The sequence below is a fragment of the Microcoleus asticus IPMA8 genome (assembly GCF_013179805.1).
GTDB lineage: Bacteria > Cyanobacteriota > Cyanobacteriia > Cyanobacteriales > Microcoleaceae > Microcoleus > Microcoleus asticus.
On sequence record NZ_SRRZ01000059.1, the window covers coordinates 25,336 to 44,353 of the forward strand.

Annotated in this window: 21 protein-coding genes and 1 pseudogene; 16 read left to right on the forward strand and 6 right to left on the reverse strand. The window is 44.2% G+C overall.

Annotated features, from left to right (window positions below; all coding sequences use genetic code 11):
* The first annotated feature begins 51 nt into the window (after nucleotides 1-51).
* Nucleotides 52-348, forward strand: a complete 297-nt coding sequence (locus E5S67_RS16645; protein ID WP_172189117.1) for a 2Fe-2S iron-sulfur cluster-binding protein — start codon at nucleotides 52-54, stop codon at nucleotides 346-348.
* A gap of 303 nt (nucleotides 349-651) precedes the next feature.
* Complete coding sequence (gene psbM, locus E5S67_RS16650) at nucleotides 652-765, forward strand: photosystem II reaction center protein PsbM (protein ID WP_015177760.1); 114 nt, start codon at nucleotides 652-654, stop codon at nucleotides 763-765.
* Nucleotides 766-885: 120 nt separating this feature from the next.
* Here the strand turns inward: psbM and E5S67_RS16655 are convergent, their stop codons facing one another.
* Nucleotides 886-1,737, reverse strand: a complete 852-nt coding sequence (locus E5S67_RS16655; RefSeq protein ID WP_172189119.1) for a universal stress protein — start codon at nucleotides 1,735-1,737, stop codon at nucleotides 886-888.
* A gap of 142 nt (nucleotides 1,738-1,879) precedes the next feature.
* Between E5S67_RS16655 and E5S67_RS16660 the strand changes: the two genes are divergently transcribed.
* The 3 genes from E5S67_RS16660 (at nucleotide 1,880) to E5S67_RS16670 (ending at nucleotide 5,247) form a co-directional block, all read left to right on the forward strand.
* The gene (locus E5S67_RS16660; protein WP_172189121.1) at nucleotides 1,880-2,374 is read left to right on the forward strand and encodes a YbgC/FadM family acyl-CoA thioesterase; all 495 of its coding nucleotides are present in this window, start codon (nucleotides 1,880-1,882) and stop codon (nucleotides 2,372-2,374) included.
* A gap of 178 nt (nucleotides 2,375-2,552) precedes the next feature.
* Complete coding sequence (locus E5S67_RS16665) at nucleotides 2,553-3,701, forward strand: homocitrate synthase/isopropylmalate synthase family protein (RefSeq protein WP_172189123.1); 1,149 nt, start codon at nucleotides 2,553-2,555, stop codon at nucleotides 3,699-3,701.
* Nucleotides 3,702-3,783: 82 nt separating this feature from the next.
* Nucleotides 3,784-5,247 carry an MFS transporter gene (locus E5S67_RS16670; protein WP_172189125.1) on the forward strand — a complete coding sequence of 488 codons (1,464 nt, stop codon included), beginning with the start codon at nucleotides 3,784-3,786 and terminating at the stop codon, nucleotides 5,245-5,247.
* A 39-nt stretch (nucleotides 5,248-5,286) separates the two neighbouring features.
* On the opposite strand, the pseudogene E5S67_RS16675 reads toward E5S67_RS16670, so the two are convergent.
* Nucleotides 5,287-5,730: pseudogene (locus E5S67_RS16675) on the reverse strand (SufE family protein).
* Here E5S67_RS16675 and E5S67_RS16680 point away from each other — a divergent pair.
* Nucleotides 5,731-6,072, forward strand: a complete 342-nt coding sequence (locus tag E5S67_RS16680; RefSeq protein ID WP_246276822.1) for a FecCD family ABC transporter permease — start codon at nucleotides 5,731-5,733, stop codon at nucleotides 6,070-6,072.
* 455 nt (nucleotides 6,073-6,527) lie between these two features.
* On the forward strand, nucleotides 6,528-7,460 hold the full coding sequence (locus E5S67_RS16685; protein WP_172189127.1) for a coiled-coil domain-containing protein: 933 nt from the start codon (nucleotides 6,528-6,530) through the stop codon (nucleotides 7,458-7,460).
* A 75-nt stretch (nucleotides 7,461-7,535) separates the two neighbouring features.
* On the opposite strand, the gene E5S67_RS16690 is transcribed toward E5S67_RS16685, so the two are convergent.
* From E5S67_RS16690 to E5S67_RS16700, 3 genes are read right to left on the reverse strand one after another with little or no spacing between them, the layout of a single operon-like run.
* Nucleotides 7,536-8,603: a DUF6282 family protein gene (locus tag E5S67_RS16690; RefSeq protein ID WP_246276823.1), complete on the reverse strand. Its 1,068-nt coding sequence runs from the start codon at nucleotides 8,601-8,603 to the stop codon at nucleotides 7,536-7,538.
* Complete coding sequence (locus E5S67_RS16695; RefSeq protein ID WP_172189129.1) at nucleotides 8,581-9,486, reverse strand: alpha/beta fold hydrolase; 906 nt, start codon at nucleotides 9,484-9,486, stop codon at nucleotides 8,581-8,583. Before E5S67_RS16695 ends, E5S67_RS16690 begins: the two co-directional genes overlap by 23 nt.
* 14 nt (nucleotides 9,487-9,500) lie before the next feature.
* Complete coding sequence (locus E5S67_RS16700; protein ID WP_172189131.1) at nucleotides 9,501-9,947, reverse strand: SufE family protein; 447 nt, start codon at nucleotides 9,945-9,947, stop codon at nucleotides 9,501-9,503.
* Nucleotides 9,948-10,123: 176 nt separating this feature from the next.
* Between E5S67_RS16700 and E5S67_RS16705 the strand changes: the two genes are divergently transcribed.
* From E5S67_RS16705 to E5S67_RS16725, 5 genes are all read left to right on the forward strand, one after another.
* On the forward strand, nucleotides 10,124-10,678 hold the full coding sequence (locus E5S67_RS16705; protein ID WP_172189133.1) for a methyltransferase domain-containing protein: 555 nt from the start codon (nucleotides 10,124-10,126) through the stop codon (nucleotides 10,676-10,678).
* Between the two features lie 47 nt (nucleotides 10,679-10,725).
* Entirely contained in the window at nucleotides 10,726-11,718 is a 993-nt protein-coding gene (locus E5S67_RS16710; protein WP_172189135.1) for an iron chelate uptake ABC transporter family permease subunit, read from the forward strand.
* The gene (locus E5S67_RS16715) at nucleotides 11,684-11,857 is read left to right on the forward strand and encodes a hypothetical protein (RefSeq protein ID WP_172189137.1); all 174 of its coding nucleotides are present in this window, start codon (nucleotides 11,684-11,686) and stop codon (nucleotides 11,855-11,857) included. The genes E5S67_RS16710 and E5S67_RS16715 overlap by 35 nt, the downstream gene beginning before the upstream one ends.
* A 23-nt stretch (nucleotides 11,858-11,880) precedes the next feature.
* Nucleotides 11,881-12,666, forward strand: coding sequence for an ABC transporter ATP-binding protein (locus E5S67_RS16720; protein WP_172189139.1), 786 nt, complete (start codon nucleotides 11,881-11,883; stop codon nucleotides 12,664-12,666).
* Between the two features lie 320 nt (nucleotides 12,667-12,986).
* Entirely contained in the window at nucleotides 12,987-13,895 is a 909-nt protein-coding gene (locus E5S67_RS16725; RefSeq protein ID WP_172189141.1) for an ABC transporter substrate-binding protein, read from the forward strand.
* A gap of 155 nt (nucleotides 13,896-14,050) precedes the next feature.
* On the opposite strand, the gene E5S67_RS16730 is transcribed toward E5S67_RS16725, so the two are convergent.
* Nucleotides 14,051-14,410 carry a hypothetical protein gene (locus tag E5S67_RS16730; protein ID WP_172189143.1) on the reverse strand — a complete coding sequence of 120 codons (360 nt, stop codon included), beginning with the start codon at nucleotides 14,408-14,410 and terminating at the stop codon, nucleotides 14,051-14,053.
* 325 nt (nucleotides 14,411-14,735) lie between these two features.
* Between E5S67_RS16730 and E5S67_RS16735 the strand changes: the two genes are divergently transcribed.
* From E5S67_RS16735 to E5S67_RS16750, 4 genes are all read left to right on the forward strand, one after another.
* Entirely contained in the window at nucleotides 14,736-15,467 is a 732-nt protein-coding gene (locus E5S67_RS16735; protein ID WP_172189145.1) for a response regulator, read from the forward strand.
* Nucleotides 15,468-15,477: 10 nt separating this feature from the next.
* Nucleotides 15,478-16,086 (forward strand): adenylate/guanylate cyclase domain-containing protein, encoded by a 609-nt coding sequence (locus E5S67_RS16740; protein ID WP_172189147.1) that lies wholly within the window; start codon nucleotides 15,478-15,480, stop codon nucleotides 16,084-16,086.
* 84 nt (nucleotides 16,087-16,170) lie between these two features.
* Nucleotides 16,171-17,106, forward strand: a complete 936-nt coding sequence (locus tag E5S67_RS16745) for a fused MFS/spermidine synthase (protein ID WP_172189149.1) — start codon at nucleotides 16,171-16,173, stop codon at nucleotides 17,104-17,106.
* Between the two features lie 257 nt (nucleotides 17,107-17,363).
* The coding region (locus tag E5S67_RS16750) for an NACHT domain-containing protein (RefSeq protein ID WP_172189151.1) at nucleotides 17,364-19,018 on the forward strand (1,655 nt) is incomplete at its 3' end.

Here is a 19,018-nt window from a genome sequence, read left to right on the forward strand (position 1 = left end):
AGTTAATATTTTGTAATAGAGTTCCATGTCAACTGCGTTAAGGAATCGGCAATGGCCAATATCAAGTTTGTGAAGGAAAATCAGGAAGTCATCGCAGCAGACGGAGCGAATTTGAGGCTCAAAGCTCTAGAAAACCGCATCGATTTGTACACGTTTTCGGGAAAGATGATGAATTGCGGGGGCATAGGTCAATGCGGGACCTGCATTGTGGAAATTGTCGAGGGAAGTGAAAATCTCTCGCCCCGCACTGATTTTGAAAACCGCAAGCTCAAGAAAAAGCCCGAAAACTATCGGTTAGCTTGTCAAGCTATGGTCAACGGCGAGGTCAGCGTGAAGACTAAGCCGTGACTCTCAGAAGGCACAACGCAAAACGCTAGGGATGCTAGAGATGCAGAAGGAAAGAAAAATGCAGAAGGAAAGAATTTTGTTTTTTTTTCCTATTTCACTGTATAATTACCCCTTTTGCTAGCCTAGGAAAAGAAACTAGGTTTCTACGACAAATTAAAGATTGGGCAGCGAGGCATCCAGGCAGAAACCGGGTTTGGACGCTTGTCCGCAAGCTCTCCTTCTGTCTTCGAGTTTGCCTTTTGCCTTTGAGTGATATCCTAGTTGTGTGTGTTTTTCCATTTTCCGATAGAGGCGAGCGTCTTCATGGAAGTTAACGATTTAGGGTTTGTGGCAACCATTCTTTTTGTATTGGTTCCCAGTGTTTTTCTAATCATTCTGTACATTCAAACAGCTAGCCGTCAAGGTAGAAAAGATTAGCAACTGCTGCTATTTCTGTCTGCCTTTGCTGCTTGCAAAAAAAAGCGCCAACAGCTTTTTGCTGAGGCGCTTTTTTTGTTAAATGTTGAGTGTTGGCTGCTAAGTGTTAACGATGAGAGTCTAGGCGACTGTGCGGGCTAGCAAGACGGGACATTTGGCGTAGACTCGCACGTAGTCTGATAGCGAATTTCCCAGGAGTCGATCGATATCCACAAAGCTTTTGGCAACGTTGGGCCGCCGATCCGGGGAACCGATCACCAACAAATCGGCATTCAAGTCGTCTGCAATCCGACAAATTTCTTCCCCAGGCTTGCCTGTAGCACTCACACAGCGGTAGCTAACTCCCATTTGTTTCGTTATTGCTACTGCTGGAGCCAATACCGAGTCTTTTTCAGCACTTGCTGTTGAATCTTCGGTGGATTTTCCCGTCAAATCTTTGGTGACGTGTACTAAAATTATCTCTCCGCCGCTGACTCCTTTGACCAAAGATAGCGCAAGCTGCAATGACTGTTTGGCAGCTTCTGATTTGTCGATCGCCACCATGACGCGCTTGAGTTTTTTGACGTAGATGTCGTCTTTTACTAACAGCATTGGTCTGGATGTTAGCTGGAAAACGTACTGGCTGACTGAGTTTTCCAAAATCGATTGCAGCCGTCCGAGTCCCCGAGAACCCATAATTACTAAGTCGGATTTTTCTTCTTCTGCGACTTGGCAAACTGTTGTTTTCGGGTCTCCCTGTTTGAGCCGGGGATTGACTTTGCTGGGATCTATTTTCAAAGACTGGACTGCTTGTGCTAAAATCCTGCCTCCTTCTTCCAACTTCTCGGCCATGCCATCGGAGGTTACTTGGGGCGGCACGACGTGCAAGACGGTGACAGAAGTTTGTTGCAAGGAAGGGATGTCCATCAACATATTAAACATCTCTTCGCACAAGCCGCGACCGGCTACGGCTACTAAAATTTTTTCTATCATAGTTTTGGCGGTAAAAATAGTTGAGTTTTCTTGTGCGACGCTCTAACTAGGGCGTTGGTACTCGAGTTGCTTAATGTCAAGCATAAGCCTGAAGTTTGCTTTATGATTTGTAGAAATGTAGCGTTTTGGAACAATTTGTAACGTGTTAGAGAACGATCGAACTCAACCAGAACTCGCACCGACTGGTGCCATTCAAAATCGCCGCGGGATAGACTCTGAGGGCTGGTTTGAATATTTGGTGCGAGTGTACCCTCACCATACTGACTACAGCGGTGTGGTTTGGCACGGGACTTATCTGGCTTGGATGGAGGAAGCTAGGGTGGAAAGTTTGCGCTCTCTCGGCATCGAGTATGCAGACTGGGTGGCGCAGGGTTTGGAATTGCCCGTGGTGGAACTTTCGCTGCGCTACCACCGCTCTGTAAAAATGGGCCAATCTGTGGCAGTCAGAACGCGGATAGCTGCTAGCGAGGGTGTGCGGCTGCTTTGGGATTACGAAATTCGAGCGGCTGATACTCAGGAGTTATATGTGACAGCACAGGTAACTTTGGTTGGTGTCGATCGCGAGAAAGGTAAGATTATGCGTCAATTACCCCCAACAGTGCAGGCAGCTTTAGCAAAGTTGGCGATCAACCCTTAGACTTATCTATTAGATCTCCCCAATAACTTTTGTGGAGCAGGCATCCTGGCTGCCTTTGACTGTATTTTTTGGAGATATCTATTGGGGGTCATGGCTCAAGTTTGTATAAGGTATTGTGCCCTCGCCGATGCCAGCCCCTTTTTCAAGATTTTGTTAGTACCTAAATTGCTCGTAGATTATGATTAAAATTCTTGATTCTACCTTGAGAGAGGGAGAACAAACCCCTGGAGTTTATTTCGCACCTGAAACAAAGTTAAAAATTGCGGAGTTTTTAGACCACATAGGAGTTGATATTATTGAAGCTGGCAATCCTGCTGTAGATAGCGAAATTGCTTTAGCCGTTACCCGCATTGCCAATGCTGGACTAAAAGCCAAAATAGGCGCTCATTCGCTGTGCCGAATAGATGATGTTAAAAAAGCCCTGGATTGTAATGTCAGCTTTTTAGGCGTGTTTTTTAGTGTATCCTCTCAACGATTGCAGTGCGACTATAATATCTGTTTAGATGAAGCCCTAGATAAAATTGTGGAAGCAATAACTTATGCGAGAGAGCAGAATGATAGTTTATTGATTCGCTATACGCCGGAAGATACAGTTCGCTCTCCTATGAAAAATGTGATTGAGGCAGCTAGTGCAGCAGTAAAGGCCGGAGCTAATATAATCAGCATAGCTGATACCACTGGATATACAACCCCATTTCAACAAAAACGTAGTATTTATTATTTTGTCAAAATCCTGAAGGAGGAACTAGCCAAACGAGAATTATATCCACAAATAGAAGTTCATTGCCACAACGACCGAGGTTTAGCTTTAGCAAATGCCTTGGATGCCTACAGAGCGGGGATAGATATTATTGATGTCAGCGTGATGGGACTAGGGGAAAGAGCTGGTATAGTGGATTTGGCTGAGTTACTAATAAATTTATCCGATCTTATTGAGGAGAAAAACTTTTGGAAACTAGAATATTTGAAAGATTTGTATAATTTGGTAAGCGAGTATTCTCATGTACCTATTTCTCCTCATCACCCTGCCGTGGGGAAAAATGCTTTTACCCATTATGCAGGTGTTCACGTTACGGCAATTGCAAAAGATGAGCGCCTATATCAAAGTTTAAATCCAGAATTTTTTGGAAGTAAAAGTAGTATTGCATTAGGGATGCAATCGGGATTGACTGCTGTAGAATTAGCTCTAAAGCAGATTGGCAGAGAGGAACTGGTTGAAAACAAATATTTAGTAGCTAAGATTCTTAAAGAAATTAAAGAAATGGCTAAAAGAGGAACCCAAATCGATATCGAGAAAGAATTGATAGAAATTGTTAATAATTGCTAATTTAACAGTAGCACCTACCAGTAAAAAATGTTATATTTTGGATGATTTCAGAATAATACCCACCTCTCCCTAGATAGTAATAATGTCAACAACGCCAGCAGAAAACTCTAACGAATTAAGGCAAGAAGAGAAGAAAACATCTGAAAAATGGTGGACTACAGTTGGTATTGGTATTGGTGTATTCATTTTTGCTTTGGATGTGTATATAGTTAACTTGGCTTTGCCAGTTATGGTGGAATCTCTCCATACGAGTTTTGCCACGAGTCAATGGATAGTTTTAAGTTACTTGCTGGCGATCGCCATATTTGTAATATTGGTATCAAAATTAGGTGATATCTGGAACAAGAAGCGATTGTACATTATTGGCTTAACAATCTTTACGATCAGTTCGCTATTGTGTGGAATGGCGCCAAATGTCGGGTTTTTAATAGCGTTTCGAGGATTGCAAGGAATAGGTGCTGCGTTTTTATCTGGCTTGGGAACTGCGATGATTGTGGAGGCATTTCCAGCGGCAGAGCGGGGACTGGGACTAGGTATTAGAGCGGGAATTTACGGAATGGGGATTACCTTGGGGCCCATAGTAGGAGGACTGCTGATGAGTGTGGGAGGCTGGCCTTTAATTTTCTGGGTGAATGTTCCGATTGGGATTTTTGCCATTTTAATTGTGGCTTGTTTTGTACCGAATTCTGCGATTAGTGGAAACCCCGAAAACTTTGATATCATCGGTACGCTGGTATTGACCATCGTCTTAACTTCTTTTATTCTTGGCATTACCCTATTACAGAAGGGTAATTCTTATATTGCCATAAATATGCTGGGTTTTTCTGTCGTCAGCTTGATTGGCTTTTTATGGTTTGAATCCCGAATAGCAGCACCAATGATAGAATTGAAAATATTTCAATCCGTAGAGTTTAGCCTGGGCTTAACGCTACGTTTTATTGCAAATTTCGCGATCGCAGGTGTCATCTTTATCCTTCCTTTTTTCTTCACTTTCCTTGAACACTATTCAACTCAAAAATCTGGTTTTTTAATGGTAGTACCGTCACTTCTGATTGTGACGACTGCGCCTATTGCGGGTATTCTTTCCGACCGTTTTGGCACGCAGCTAATTACTTTAATTGGTCTAGTATTTATGGCAATTGGATGTTTTTTAATCAGCAGATTTGATACTGAATTAACTGTTATCAAGTATATCTTGGGGATTATTCCCTATGGCGTAGGAGTGGCGATGTTCAACTCTCCTAACAATAGCTCTATTATGGGAGCAGCACCAAAAGAGCGATTAGGTATTGCTTCGGGATTGTTGTCATTTTCGCGGATATTAGGGCAGATGCTGGGAGTACCAATAGTAGGTGCTTTGTTTTTCTTTACCACAAGTTTTAGCGCTAATTTTGCACCGAATATCGATATTAGCAATGCGCCTGTACAAGCATTACTTTTTGCTACACATACTACTTTTTTGGTGCTTGGGGTTTTATTAATAGTTTCGACAATGTTTGCAACTTTGTTTTGGTGGAGAGAAAATAAAAAAGTGGCTATCCTCTAAAAATCATTGGCTGTTGATTTTAGTGAGGATTTTTTATGTTTAATTCAGTTCTAATTGCTCACTTCCCAGGGATTGCAGCCCTTTCTTTTTCATCATTTGAAAAATGTTGTAAAATCCGTTAGCGCGGGAAGGTATCAAACTCACATTCAATCCCGTGTCTTGAATAAAATCTGGGGTAATGCTGACAATTTCAGCAGGCGTTAATCCGCTCAAATCTTCCACCAGCAAGCCAACTAATCCTTTGACTAACTGAGCGTCTGAATTGCCTTGATACAAAACTTTTCCGTCTGCCAAATTTGCAGTAATATAAACTTGCGACACGCAGCCAGAAACTTTGTTTTCAGGCAGTGTATCGCTTTCGGGAAATGCTGGGAGTCTCTTGGCATACCACAGCATTTGTTAGTAGCGCTGTTTCGGATCGGAATGTCGCTGAAAGCGCTGGACGATTTTAGCTAGGGGTGCGGGTAGCGTCGATCGATAAATTTGCTTCCTTTGGGTGACGATTTAGCTGTTGGTTTGGGGGTTTCGCTGGTACGATCGCGCTTATTGATTGGGGGTGTTGCTACTTTGCTAGCTGCGAGTGCTGTCATCATCGGCGGATTGATTGGTTTTGTGGGATTGGTTGTGCCTCACGGGGTGCGTTTGTTGGTTGGTAATGATTATCGGTTTGTGTTGCCGATGAGTGCGATCGGCGGTGCTTGGGTGTTGACTTTTGCGGATTTTTTGGCTCGTTTGGGTGCGGTAGAATTGCCTGTGGGTACGGTTACGGCTTTGTTGGGTTCTCCGCTGTTTGTCTGGCTGCTTTATCGGCGTTCTAGTCAGTAGGAAAGAAGGAAGAAGGAAGAGGGAAGAAGGAAAATGAAAAAAATCAAATGTTAGGCTTTTGTTATTTCTTATTTTTCCCCTATTTTGAATTCCTTATTTTTATTTTTCAAGTCTCAACTTTCAAATCTCAATGCTTAAGGCTCAATTCCCAATTACTAAAATACAATGTCTTTAGAAATTAAAAAATTAACTGGAGGTTACTTGGATTATTTGCTGACTCAGCATATCGAGATTATTCCTCATATTGTGGATTTGCTGCATTAATGGGGCTTGCAGGGTGCGGATGGCGGACCTTACCTGTAAACAAAAGGTATTTGTAAATAAATATAAATTGTTGAACCAAGTTAATACAGGCTTGCAAGTTGTGATAGCTTTGAGTAAGATAGCGATTTATTGAAGTCCATTTTTTGGGCAAGCATCAAGATTAATCAATTTATATCAATTAGATACAACAAATGGAAGCATTACTTTTATTAATAGGATTTGGAGCAGGGGCCTTAGTCTGCTGGCTAATTTTGAATAAGCGAAATTCCCGCAATTTGGTGCGTATGCAGGGTTCGGAGGAAGCCATCTCGAATTTAGAGGCTCAGTTGGATTCCAGGAATTTGGAATTGCGGCAAAAGATGCAGGATGAAAATCAGCTAAATTCTGAATTGTCCGAGTTGCAAAGTCGGTTGGAAACTGTGACTCGCGAGCAAGATTTTTTAAATAATCGAGTGTCGGAAATGGAAGAATTTTTGGGAGGAATTGCCCAGGAGCGATCGCAAATTGATTCTCTGATTGCTGAGCTGCAGTTAGAAAATTCTCAACAAGCTGAGTCGCAGTTAGCAGAAGTGGCAGAACTTCAATATCAGTTAGAAGTTGCGGAGCAGGAGCGATCGCAGCTTAACGATCAATTGCTGGAAATGCAAGCAGAGTTAGAGGCGGTTGATGCAGAACGTTCTCAATTTCACGCTCTGCTGTCTGAATTTGAGAGTCAGTTGCAAACTGCTAGTCAAACCAGATTGCAGCTACAAAACCAGTTGTTGGAATTTCAAATTAAGTTCGATCGCTCGATTGAAGAGGGGGAGGAACTTCAGTCTCAACTTTCGGGCGTGCAAGCTCAACAGGAAGTAGTCGAAAAAGAGCGATCGCAACTGCAATCGGAATTAGAAACAGCTAACAGAGAGCGATCGTACCTTTACTCTCAAATCTCGGAATTTCAAAATCAAATCTATATAGCTAATCAGGCTCAAAATCAACTGCAATCTCAAGTAGCGGAATTAGAAAATCACTTAGAAACCGTCTATCAAGAACGCTTGCAGCTAAATTCGCAGCTCTCCGAATTGCAAACCAACTCCCCAGCGGGCGAGCAAGAATCTCAAGAACCTGAAGTAGAGCCAAATTGACGAGAAATCAAAGATAGGACAAAAGTCCTTGCTACAAACTTTAGAATAGTTATGCCATGAGACATAATATTACTCCTAAATTCCTAACAATAGAGCTGGATTTTCCTTCATCATTAAATCTATTTCGTGTTGAGAAATGCCTTCCTCTAGCAATTTTTTCACAAATAACTTGTAGCCTTCTGCGGGTAAAGGATCGGGTTTTCTGCCCAAATCTGTGCTCGTAACAAAATGCTCGGCTCCGATTAGTTTAATCGCTGCTGCCATCTTACTAATAGAAACTTGATGCCAGTTTTTGTGTCCCTCGTCAGCAGCATTTTTTCCCATCAAATCGTTAACAAATGCTAGTTCTAGAAAAGCTCCCATCTGGGCGGCTCTTTGCATATTTTCTAAGGACAAACCGGGTACATCTGCCATTGCGTGGGTAATCAGGATGTTCTTAATGTTGAGAAGGTTGGCTTCAGTGACAACCGCCATCACTTCTTCTGAGGAAATATGACCGGTTTCCAATACCAAATTCTCTTTTGCTACAATCTTCAACACCGCTGCTGTTTGCGGTAAAACATTGCCATTTTCCGCAACTTTAATCCCAATTTCCGACTTGTGAAAAACCTGCAAGTGATGCTCAGCATCAACCGTTGGCAGCCACACTATTTTACCGTATTTGCCACCGATGCGGTGCATTGCTTCTACAGCCTCGGGATTAATGCCACCGACAGCATAATTGAGAACGACTCCCCCGAAAACTTGGATTTCTGGTACTATTTTATTCACCAAAACTGCCCGCGCTGCTGTGCTGGCATAATGATTTTTCAATACAACAGCTTTCATGTGCGATCGCGCCGCTGACTTAGCTACCTCAAAATCGTCTAAGCTGCGGGGAATCACATCAGGAGAAGAATGGATGTGAAAGTCGATCGCACCTTCAATAATACTCTCTTGTGAGTTAGCAAACGGCGGCTCTCCTACAGCATACAGTGGCAAAGGAAAGGAAGAGAAAACCAGCCAAAATACCGCTGTTATTCTGATGATATAAACCGCCAAATAGTAAACCGCCGAATAGAATTCGGGGCTACAAAAACGAAGTCCGCCTGCGCGGACGGAAGAATTGGATTTAAATAATTTATAGAAAAGATTGAAGCGCATTTGCTAAAGCTTCTGCATTCTCTTCGTGCATACCCAATGAACCGGGAATAACTCGCGATTCAACACCCGGTAATTCCGTTAATGCTTCCATTTCAGTCTTGGATTTGGGCGGCGCATTTTCAGCAATTACAACCATCACCGGCACTGCTAACTGTTGAAATTGATCTGTAAATTCCGATCGCACTTTTGCCGGATCTAAACCACCAGTCACGAAGGCGGCGGAACCGTACCGAGCACCTGGTTTTTGCGTCACTTGCCATTTGCTTTGGATGAAATCAGTCGTGACTTTTTCAGCATCGACATAGACGTGACGGCGGTACATGAGACTGAGGAATGACGGCGCAGTGTTCAGTTTGTAAAGGAATTGACCGATTAAGGGCGATCGTACTAATTCTCTCACGATTCCATGCCACCCGCTTTGCTGTTTTCTCATCGTCGGCAAAGGCCCGCGCCAAGTCGGCGCAGCTAACACAATCTTTGACCATACATTGGGCTTTGATTGCGCTAATTGCATCGCATAACCCGCAGCGTGACCTGCTGCAACTACAGCAACCGGACTATTAAAAATTGCCTCAACAAAATCCTTGAGAAATTGATGGTATAATTGCGGTTGATAGTCGGTTCGCGGGCGATCAGATTCGCCAAAACCCGGCCAATCTAAGCTCACAACTTGAAATTTAGGAGCTAAGAATTCTGCTAAAGGACGCATTTCTTCTCGCGTCGAAACCGTACTGAAAGCAGGCAGCAGCAATACAGGATTTCCCTGTCCTCTGGTTTCGTAAATAACTTTGATTTGCGTTTCTTTCCAATTCCAGAGATATTCTTGAACTGCGGCGGGATAGTTGCCAGAACCTAATTTTGTTAAATCTGTAGTTTGAGTCATGGCTGTTTATTCTTTTAATTTGCTTCGGCTTGCTTGCTCAATTCACAAGCAAGTGCCTTATTTTTCATCATTTGAAAAATGTTGTAAAATCCGTTAGCGCGGGAAGGTGTCAGACTCACATTCAATCCCGTGTCTTGAATAAAATCTGGGGTAATGGTGACAATTTCAGCAGGCGTTAATCCGCTCAAACCTTCCACCAGCAAGCCAACTAATCCTTTGACTAACTGAGCGTCTGAATCGCCTTGATACAAAACTTTTCCGTCTGCCAAATTTGCAGTAATATAAACTTGCGACACGCAGCCAGAAACTTTGTTTTCAGGCAGTTTGTCGCTTTCGGGAAATGCTGGGAGTCGCTTGGCATACCACAGCAGTTGTTCGTAGCGCTGTTTCGGATCGGAGTGTCGCTGAAAGCGCTGGACGATTTTAGCTAAGGCTGCGGGTAGCGCGGTGTTTGCGGACATGATTCCAAGTAGCAGTTTATTTTGCTAATATTATAAATTTTATTGTAGCAGCAGGTGCGATCGATTTGCAACATCGGCGTTGCTCTGCACTCATCTGGTCGCGCTGAAGCCGTCTTCAGGTGAATGGGTTATTGTTATTGTAGTTAACGAGTTCGAGCGTTCAAAATCGAGGAAATATGGTATTTAGTGCTGTTAACGAAGATTGGTGTCGAGTCGTAATGAACCGCGAAACGCGCAGAATTGTTAAAAGCTTGCATCCGGAGGGATTGAATGTATTAGAAATCTCTGGCAATAGTTGGGGTAATTGGGAGTCTTTCAAAACCTATAAATCGCTCAAATATCCCGATTTTGATATTTGCGAGTCTTGCCTCGACGAAACATTTGATTTGATAATTGCCGAGCAGATATTTGAACATTTACTTTGGCCTTACCGCGCTGGGAGAAATATATATAAAATGCTCAACAGCAACGGTTACTTTTTAATAACCACACCCTTTTTAATTCGCATTCACGATTATCCTACAGACTGCTCTCGCTGGACAGAAACTGGCATCAAATACTTGCTTGCTGAATGCGGTTTTAATTTAGAAAGCATCCAAACAGGAGCGTGGGGAAACCGAGCTTGTGTGGTGGCAAACTTTGCGAGGTGGGAGCTTTACAATCCCTCCATTCATTCGCTAGCAAACGAGCCGGATTTTCCCTTGGTAGTTTGGGCGGTCGCGCAGAAATAACTCTGCAAAAAGGCTATTTATCTAAAAGCAAAGCGGTATAATATATTGTGAAAAAAATCTGGCTAAAATATCGAGTTTTTCAGGCAGTTGTATTCTTAGGATTGGGTTTGCTGTTAACCATCGCCCTTTCGCTTTCTTTTGGTGCGGTACCGATGAGTGCAGATCAATTGTGGCAAGCATTTCTGCACCGAGGTGATGCTGTCAATCAAACTATTTTCTGGGAATTGCGTTTGCCCAGAGTGGCGGCATCGCTGACTGTTGGTGCGGCTTTAGGAATGTCGGGGGCTTTGCTGCAAGGTTTGCTCCGCAACGGTTTAGCCGATCCTTTTGTATTAGGAATTTCGGCGGGTGCAGGGTTGGTTGCGATTACCATGCTGACTTTGGGAATATTTCAAACTTGGGTGCCTTTGGCGGCTTGGATAGGTGCTATTTTAACTTCGATGCTGGTCTACTTTTTGGGAAAAACTAAAACGGGGATTTCTGTGGAACGTTTGGTTTTAGCTGGTGTGGCTGTGAGTTCTCTGTTTGGGGCAATACAAACTACACTGCTGCTGTTAGCTGAAGACAGCCGTCTGCAAGCTGCTTTGAATTGGTTGATCGGCAGTTTGAACGGTCGCGGTTGGTCGGATTTGCAGGTGGCTGCACCTTATATTTTGGCTGCTTTGCTGTTAGGATGTTTTTTGGGGAGATCGATAAATTTGCTGGCTTTGGGCGACGATTTAGCTGTTGGTTTGGGGGTTTCGCTGGTACGATCGCGCTTGTTGATTGGGGGTGTTGCTACTTTGCTAGCTGCGAGTGCTGTCAGCATCGGCGGATTGATTGGTTTTGTGGGATTGGTTGTGCCTCACGGGGTGCGTTTGTTGGTTGGTAATGATTATCGGTTTGTGTTGCCGCTGAGTGCGATCGGCGGTGCTTGGGTGTTGACTTTTGCGGATTTTTTGGCTCGTTTGGGTGCCGTAGAATTGCCTGTGGGTACGGTTACGGCTTTGTTGGGTTCTCCGCTGTTTGTCTGGCTGCTTTATCGGCGTTCTAGTCAGTAGGGAAGAAGGAAGAAGGAAGAGGGAAGAAGGAAGAAGGAAGAGGGAAGAAGGAAGAGGGAAGAGGGAAGAAGGAAGAGGGAAGAAGGAAGAGGGAAGAAGGAAGAGGGAAGACGCAAAATTAATTACCGATTACCAATAACCAATAACCAATAACAAAATATAATGTCTTTAGAAATTCAAAATTTAACTGGTGGTTACGGCGAAGTTACGATCGCCCACAACATCACTTTATCTTTGCAACCTGGTGAGTGGTTGAGTCTCATCGGTGCCAACGGTTCTGGTAAGTCTACTTTCTTGAAGTTAGTTAGCCGCATCCTAACTCCGCAGCAAGGAAGTGTGTTGCTTGATGGCAAAGCAATTCATACTCAACCTGCTGCTGTTGTCGCTCAAAAATTAGCTATTTTGCCGCAGCAGCAAACAGTGCCAGAAGGTTTGACGGTAAGGCAATTAGTTAGTTTGGGGCGTTCTCCTCATCAGGGTTGGTGGCAGTGGGAATTGAGCAAGGAAGATGCGGAAAAGGTGGAGGTTGCGATCGCTCAAACTGGGATAGAGGAATTTCGAGATCGCCCTGTCGAACAACTCTCAGGAGGCGAACGCCAGCGCGCTTTCCTCGCCTTAGCTTTGGCTCAAAATCCGCAAGTTTTGCTATTAGATGAACCTACTACTTATTTAGATATTTGCTATCAGTTGCAATTGTTAGAGTTGCTTAACCAACTAAATCTAAAACAAAAATTGACGATTATTACGGTGCTGCATGAAATTAATTTAGCTGCTAGGTACAGTTCCAGGATTGCTATGTTAAATAAAGGGGAACTTTTTTGTGTAGGGACTCCCGCTGAAGTTTTAACTCCTGATTATTTAGCTAAGATTTTTGGCGTAGAAGCTATCATTTTAGAAACTTCTGTAGGCTTGCAGATTTGTGCTATCGCTCCCACTCTTCACACTTAATATTTTTATGATAAGTATAACCTTGTCCTCGCACTAAGTTCTCAATTTATTCATAATTATTTCTATTAACTGATTGCCGCAATCCGCTGTTCTATCTGAGTGCCACAGGTTTTAAACTATTGCCTAGTCTTGATTCCCAAGGGCGGAATAAAACTTAAGAGATACTTAAAAAATTTGCATTCAGGCAACAAAGGCGGTTTTTTATACAAAATCTACCGTAAACTATTGATATTTAAATCATTAAGCGCTAAAGTGCGATCGAACTTCCCGTCAATTCTGTCTCAACCGTGCCTAAACTCGCTGTAACTCCAGCCTAAACTATGTACAAAACTTTGTTTTCTCGTACCGCTATCCTGCTGCTGAGTTTAGCATTTGCCGCTTGCTCCGCCGCAACTCCACCACAACTTCAGCAATCAACTCCTGCTGTTTCGCCATCAGCAAATCAGCCACAAACAACTAACAGCGAATCAGTAGAAAAAGTTGTAGCTTTAACACCTTTAACCGCCGATATTATCCATCAACTCGACAAAACCAAACTTGTAGGAATTCCCGGCAGCAAATTAGTCAGCAGCAACCCCAAATTTACAGGAATTACCGCAGTCACTGGCGAACGCACCCCTCCCAATTTGGAAAAAATTATCGCATTGAAACCGGATTTGGTGGTAGGTGCGTCGGGATTTCACGACCAAACAATGCAAAAATTGCAGCAGCTTGGAATTAAAACTTTACTCACTCAAGTTGATAGCTGGAAATCCCTAGAAGAGTTAACAACCGCTTTAGCTCAATCCCTCAATACAAATCCCGAACCCCTGTTAAAACGCTACCAAACATTTTTAGCAGACATCCCGAATCAAAACCCCGCCACTTTAGTTTTGGTAAGCAGACAACCGATTTTATCGCCGAATCAAAGCAGTTGGGCTGGAGATTTGCTGGGTAAGTTTAACGTGAAAAATGTCGCGGCCCAATTGCAAGGAGATAGCCCCGTTCGAGGCTACGTGACGCTTTCAGCGGAAAAGGTTTTAGAGGCTAATCCCGAAGTAATCATTATAGTCGATCGGGGAGAAGGAATTTTAGACCAATTTAAATCTGATTCATTTTGGAATCAACTAACAGCCACAAAAAATAATCGAGTTTACGTTTTTGACTACTACGGATTGGTCAACCCAGGTAGTATCGAAAAAATTGAGCAAGCAACTGCTCAACTTAAACAAGTTATAGCTAAAAAGTAGAGACCCGATTTTGAGAGATACAAAATCTCTAGAAACCCTGAAACAAATTGACTACAATTTCTCAAAAAGGAGAAAGCTAAAGGCACTCAAAAGCGCGCAGCGATCGGAAATCTGGTTTTTGAGCCTGATTCCCAATGCTGTCCGATCGATCGGTCTTACACCGGTAACAGCGGCACACCGCGCAACAGGCGCAGCGAATTGATACAAGCCGGGCAGTCGCAGCCAAACATCGCCACGGCGGCATCGCTTTCTTCTTCGGAAAAGTCCAGCATTGCCACCTGTTCGTCAGCAGGGCGCTGCCAACTGATTTTTGGTTGAGAATTAGCAGCAGCAGACTTACCAGGGAGGCGCACGCAAGTCAGGCGCTGAGTGTGGGGCGATCGCACGCACTTGGGCGAATCAGCCGATTGGCTTGGTGTTTCGCCAATTTGAGCGGGATTTGCGATCGCGCTTAAAGACATCACAGATCCAAACAGCGTTGGACTTACCAATAAAGTGAGGAGCAATCGATTCATTTGTCGTCCTTCAGAACTTCAACGTATACAGTAGCCGATTATCTGTTGCAATTCAACAAGGTTTTCGTCCGACATCAGTACGATTTGCCGTAATTAAGGCTTAAAAGCCGCATATTTGCTACCAAAAACTTGAACAATTATCCGCCTATTGAAAACCAGCATTTTCTGATAAGTATCACCTTTGCTTGCCTGTTTAAGATTTGTTGCAATTTGAGTAAATTTAGATTGCGAGTGATAACAAATTTATCCTATGCGGGTAAACTGATTTCAGCAAGGACAACTCGCAGCAGCGGACAAGTTTACCTCAAAAACCAGGTGGGGAGTGATGAGTACAGTTTTAGTTGTGGAAGATTCCCGCAGCCAGCGCGAGTGCATTTCACATCAGTTGAGATGCAGCGGATTGAATGTAATTCAGGCATCTGACGGTGTGGAAGCGCTGGCTAAAATTGAGAAAAATTGCCCCGATTTAGTATTATTAGATGTCATAATGCCCCGTTTAGACGGCTACGGCGTTTGCCGTTTAATTAAAGCTAATCCCGAAACTCGGAACATACCGGTGGTATTTTTAACAGGGAAGGGACAGCAGCTAGCTTTATTTTCGAGGTTCCAGGGCGATCGCGCCGAGGCTTATGTTAGCAAACCTTGGCAGCCGAGGGAACTTTTGGCAACGATCAAAAAAGTTTTGCTCAATGCCAATATTAAGTTCGATCGAGCTTCTGCTGACGCTTGGACGGAATACGGAATTTTAAACTTAAATACAGTCGAACTTTATCAAAGCCACGCCGATGCTTGGACAAAATACAGCCCCCAAATTATTAAATTGTACGATTCCAGCTTAGCCGCTTTCGAGCAAGCTTTGGCAATTGAACCGAGTCACTCGAATGCCAACAAGTATCGCAACCGAGTTCAGACAATCCGGGCAATTTTGAGGAAAAAATTAGAGCAAACTAAACCTTGCAAAGTCTGCGATTATTATTACGGTAGGGACGGGCTAAACTGTGCGGTTCATCCTGCTGGCCGCCCTCAAGAACTGTGTCGCGATTGGGAATTAAATTAAATAAACTTAAATGAAAACAAATAACCGGGCTAACTTGGAAAAGTTGCTGCAAGAAAGAAACGAACATCCCGAAAGGATGGCTGAAATTGATGAAAAAATTAATGCCACTTTCCGCAAAAATTATGCAATTTTAGTAATGGATATGTCGGGATTTTCGCGCACGACAGTCCGCTACGGAATCATTCATTTTTTGGCAATGATTCACCGGATGCACGGAATTGTCAAACCGATAATTTCAGACTGTGGCGGTACTGTAGTCAAGGAGGAAGCCGACAATATTTTTGCAGTGTTTACCGATGTAAAATCGGCGGTGGAAGCTGCGATCGACTCTGTGAAACAAACGGCGGCTGTTAACACGACACTGCCGCCGGAAATGGACATTCACCTCTGCATTGGTATTGGTTGCGGCGATGTTTTGATGCTGGAAGGAGAGGATATGTACGGTTCCGAATTTAATCTGGCATCGAAGCTGGGAGAGGATTTGGCGGAACGGGGAGAGATTTTGCTCACCTCAGCCGCCTTTGAAAATTTGGAAGGTGACAAGCAAGATTGGGAAAGAGTGGATTTTTCGATTTCGGGTTTGGAGTTGGTGGCATACAAACGGATACAGTCTGCTTAATTTATATATCCGCGATTAAAATCGCATTTACACAAACTCTCGTCCGCCTGCGCAGACTAAGAAATAAGTGGGATTTGCTATTACATGATTGACGATCGCCAAAATTGGCAACGTATGAATTTAGCTGCCATTCAACAGCGGCTGGCTTGGCTGCAACAACAGCCAGACAAAGTTATTTTTTGCAAAGATTCTGGTGTTCACTATGTTGCCGTCACAAAAGATCGATCGCACATTAAGCTATCTTTAGTAGAAAAAGTTAATTTGCATACAGATTTACTGCAATCTGTATTCGATTTCAACAATCCTTTACATCTAGTGTCTGAATATACTCAGGCGATGATGTTGGGTTTAGTGTGGCAAAACCAACCTCAAAGAATCTACATAGCTGGTTTTGGCGGCGGCAGAATTCCCTTAGTGTTGCACCACTATTTGCCGGAAACTGTTATAGAATGTGCGGATGTCGATCCGATCGCGATCCAAGCAGCTACACAATGTTTTGGGATAAAATTCGACGATCGGCTAACTGTAACAATTCAAGACGGCAGAGAGTATTTAGAGCAGCAAAAATCAGATACTCAGTACGATATCATCATGATCGACGTAGCTTTTGGCAACGGCTACTTTCCGCACCGCCTATCCACCAAAGAATTTTATCAAATCTGCGAAAAACACTTGTCAATCGAGGGAGTTGTGGTAGCAAATCTGCTGCACAGAGATCAGTTTTATGCCGAAAAAATCAGGACTTTTCAAAGTGTGTTTTCTCAGGTGTGCCTGTGTGTTTGCCAGGAAAGTAATAGCATTTTGATTGGTAGCAACAGCCCGATTTTGGAGAAAGATGAGATTGTTGCTAAGGCAAAATATTTGCAAGATAGCTATCAATTTTCCTTTCCATTAACAGACAGGGCGCTTGAGGTAAAAGTAGGTAAAGAATTGGCTGAGGCTGTACCTAATTTAGACAAAGCTCAAATTTTTCATGACGATTCGCCGCCCGCTGGTTATTTTGATTGCTGGTTATTCTGATATCTATAATAAGTCCGGGTTTACTCTTTGTCGAACAGGCCGGAAAGCCTGTTGCTGATGTGGCTTTCACGATGTTTAGATAGCCCGGGGATTGGAAATCGCGTCTACACATACGAAGTCCGAGCAGAGGGGAACTAAGAGAAAAGGGGGTACTAAAGCCGGATTTAATATGATGTGATTTTGTCCCGAATTTTCAGCATCGATCGCCTATCGAGAAAAAATCTATAATCAATCCATATTCTAAAATCTATAATCAAATGGCGACACCAGTTGATTTTCCTAAATATCTGCAATCCCTGGTTGAGTCTTATAAAAAACAACAGCATCTCTACACGCTGACGGATTTACAGGTGGAGGTGCGGGTGGAAAAGCCACCGGAGGATCGATCGCAACCTCCATCCGCAGAAAATAAACCAGAAACGAAAATCGAGCGGCTGGAAGTGCTGGCGGGAATCCGCAAGTACGTGCAGCAGGGAAAAGTGCTGCTAGTGGGCAAGCCCGGTTCGGGAAAATCGACGGTTTTGCAGCGTTTTCGGTGGGAATTGGCACTAGAAGCGCTCAAGGAGGGCGATCGACCGATTCCGGTGTTGGTGCAGTTGAGGAGCGATCGCTCGATCGTAGAAGCAATCTGTGCAGAATTTCGACAAGCAAAGCTGAGAGTTTGCCCGGAAGAGGTGGATGATTTGCTGCTGCATGGCAGGTTGCTGCTGTTGCTGGATGGCGTGAATGAGATGCCATCGCAAAAACGGCGGCAGGATTTGCAGGTATTCCACGACGACAATCCCGATACGGCGATGATTTTCACGACGCGGGATTTGGCGCTGGGCGGATCTTTGGGCATTGAGCAACAACTGGAGATGTGTGCGCTGACGCAACCGCAGATGCGGGAGTTTGTGCACAAGCATTTGCCGCAACATGGGGATTTGCTGCTGCAACAATTGCGCGATCGCCTGCGAGAGATTGCCGAAACGCCGTTACTACTGGAAATGATGTGTAAGGTGTTTAAAAATAGCGGGAAAATTCCCCAGAGTAAGGGCGAGTTGTTTCAGGAGTTCGATCGCCAGTATGAGGAGTTTAAGGGCGGTGCGTCGGTTTCAGAGGATTTTCGGCGCTTCAAGTCGGAGGTTTTGCAGCAGTTGGCTTTTGTGATGTTGCAGGGCGACTCGCAGCGCCCCACGGATGGTTGGGTGGCGATTTCTGGCGATCGGGCTGAGGGGATTTTGGAGTGCTGGTTGCGCGATCGGGGGGTGGTGGATGCGCCAACCAAGGCGAAGGAGTGGCTAGAGGATTTGCTGGAGCACCATCTGTTGCAGGTGGCGGCAAAGCCGGAGGAAATTGAGTTTCATCACCAATTATTTCAGGAGTATTATGCGGGGCGGGCGTTGCTGAAACTGTTTGAGGATAAGCATTCGGATGCGATCGATGATGAACGGTTGCAGCATTTCTATTTGAATTATTTTAAATGGACGGAGCCTCTGGCGTTCATGCTGTCGTTGTTGCGGGATGAGGTGCAGGCGGTGCGGGTGGTGCGGCTGGCTTTGGATGTGGATTTGATGTTGGGGGCGCGGCTGGCGGGGGAGGTGCAGCGGGAGTTTCAGCAGCGCACGGTTGGGTTGGTGGATGGGTTGGATGTGCCGGGGTGGTTGAAGGTTAGGCTTTTGGAGGAAGTGCGATCGGATGATGCGATTCCGGGCTTACTCGAACTCGTTGAACATTCAGACTATTCTGTGCGTAGGAGCGCGGCAGATGCCTTAGGCAAAATCTGTGACGAAAAGGCGATTCCGGGATTACTTAAACTCGTTGAACATTCAGACTATTCTGTGCGTAGGAGCGCGGCAGATGCCTTAGGCAAAATCTGTGACGAAAAGGCGATTCCGGGCTTACTCGAACTCGTTGAACATTCAGACTATTC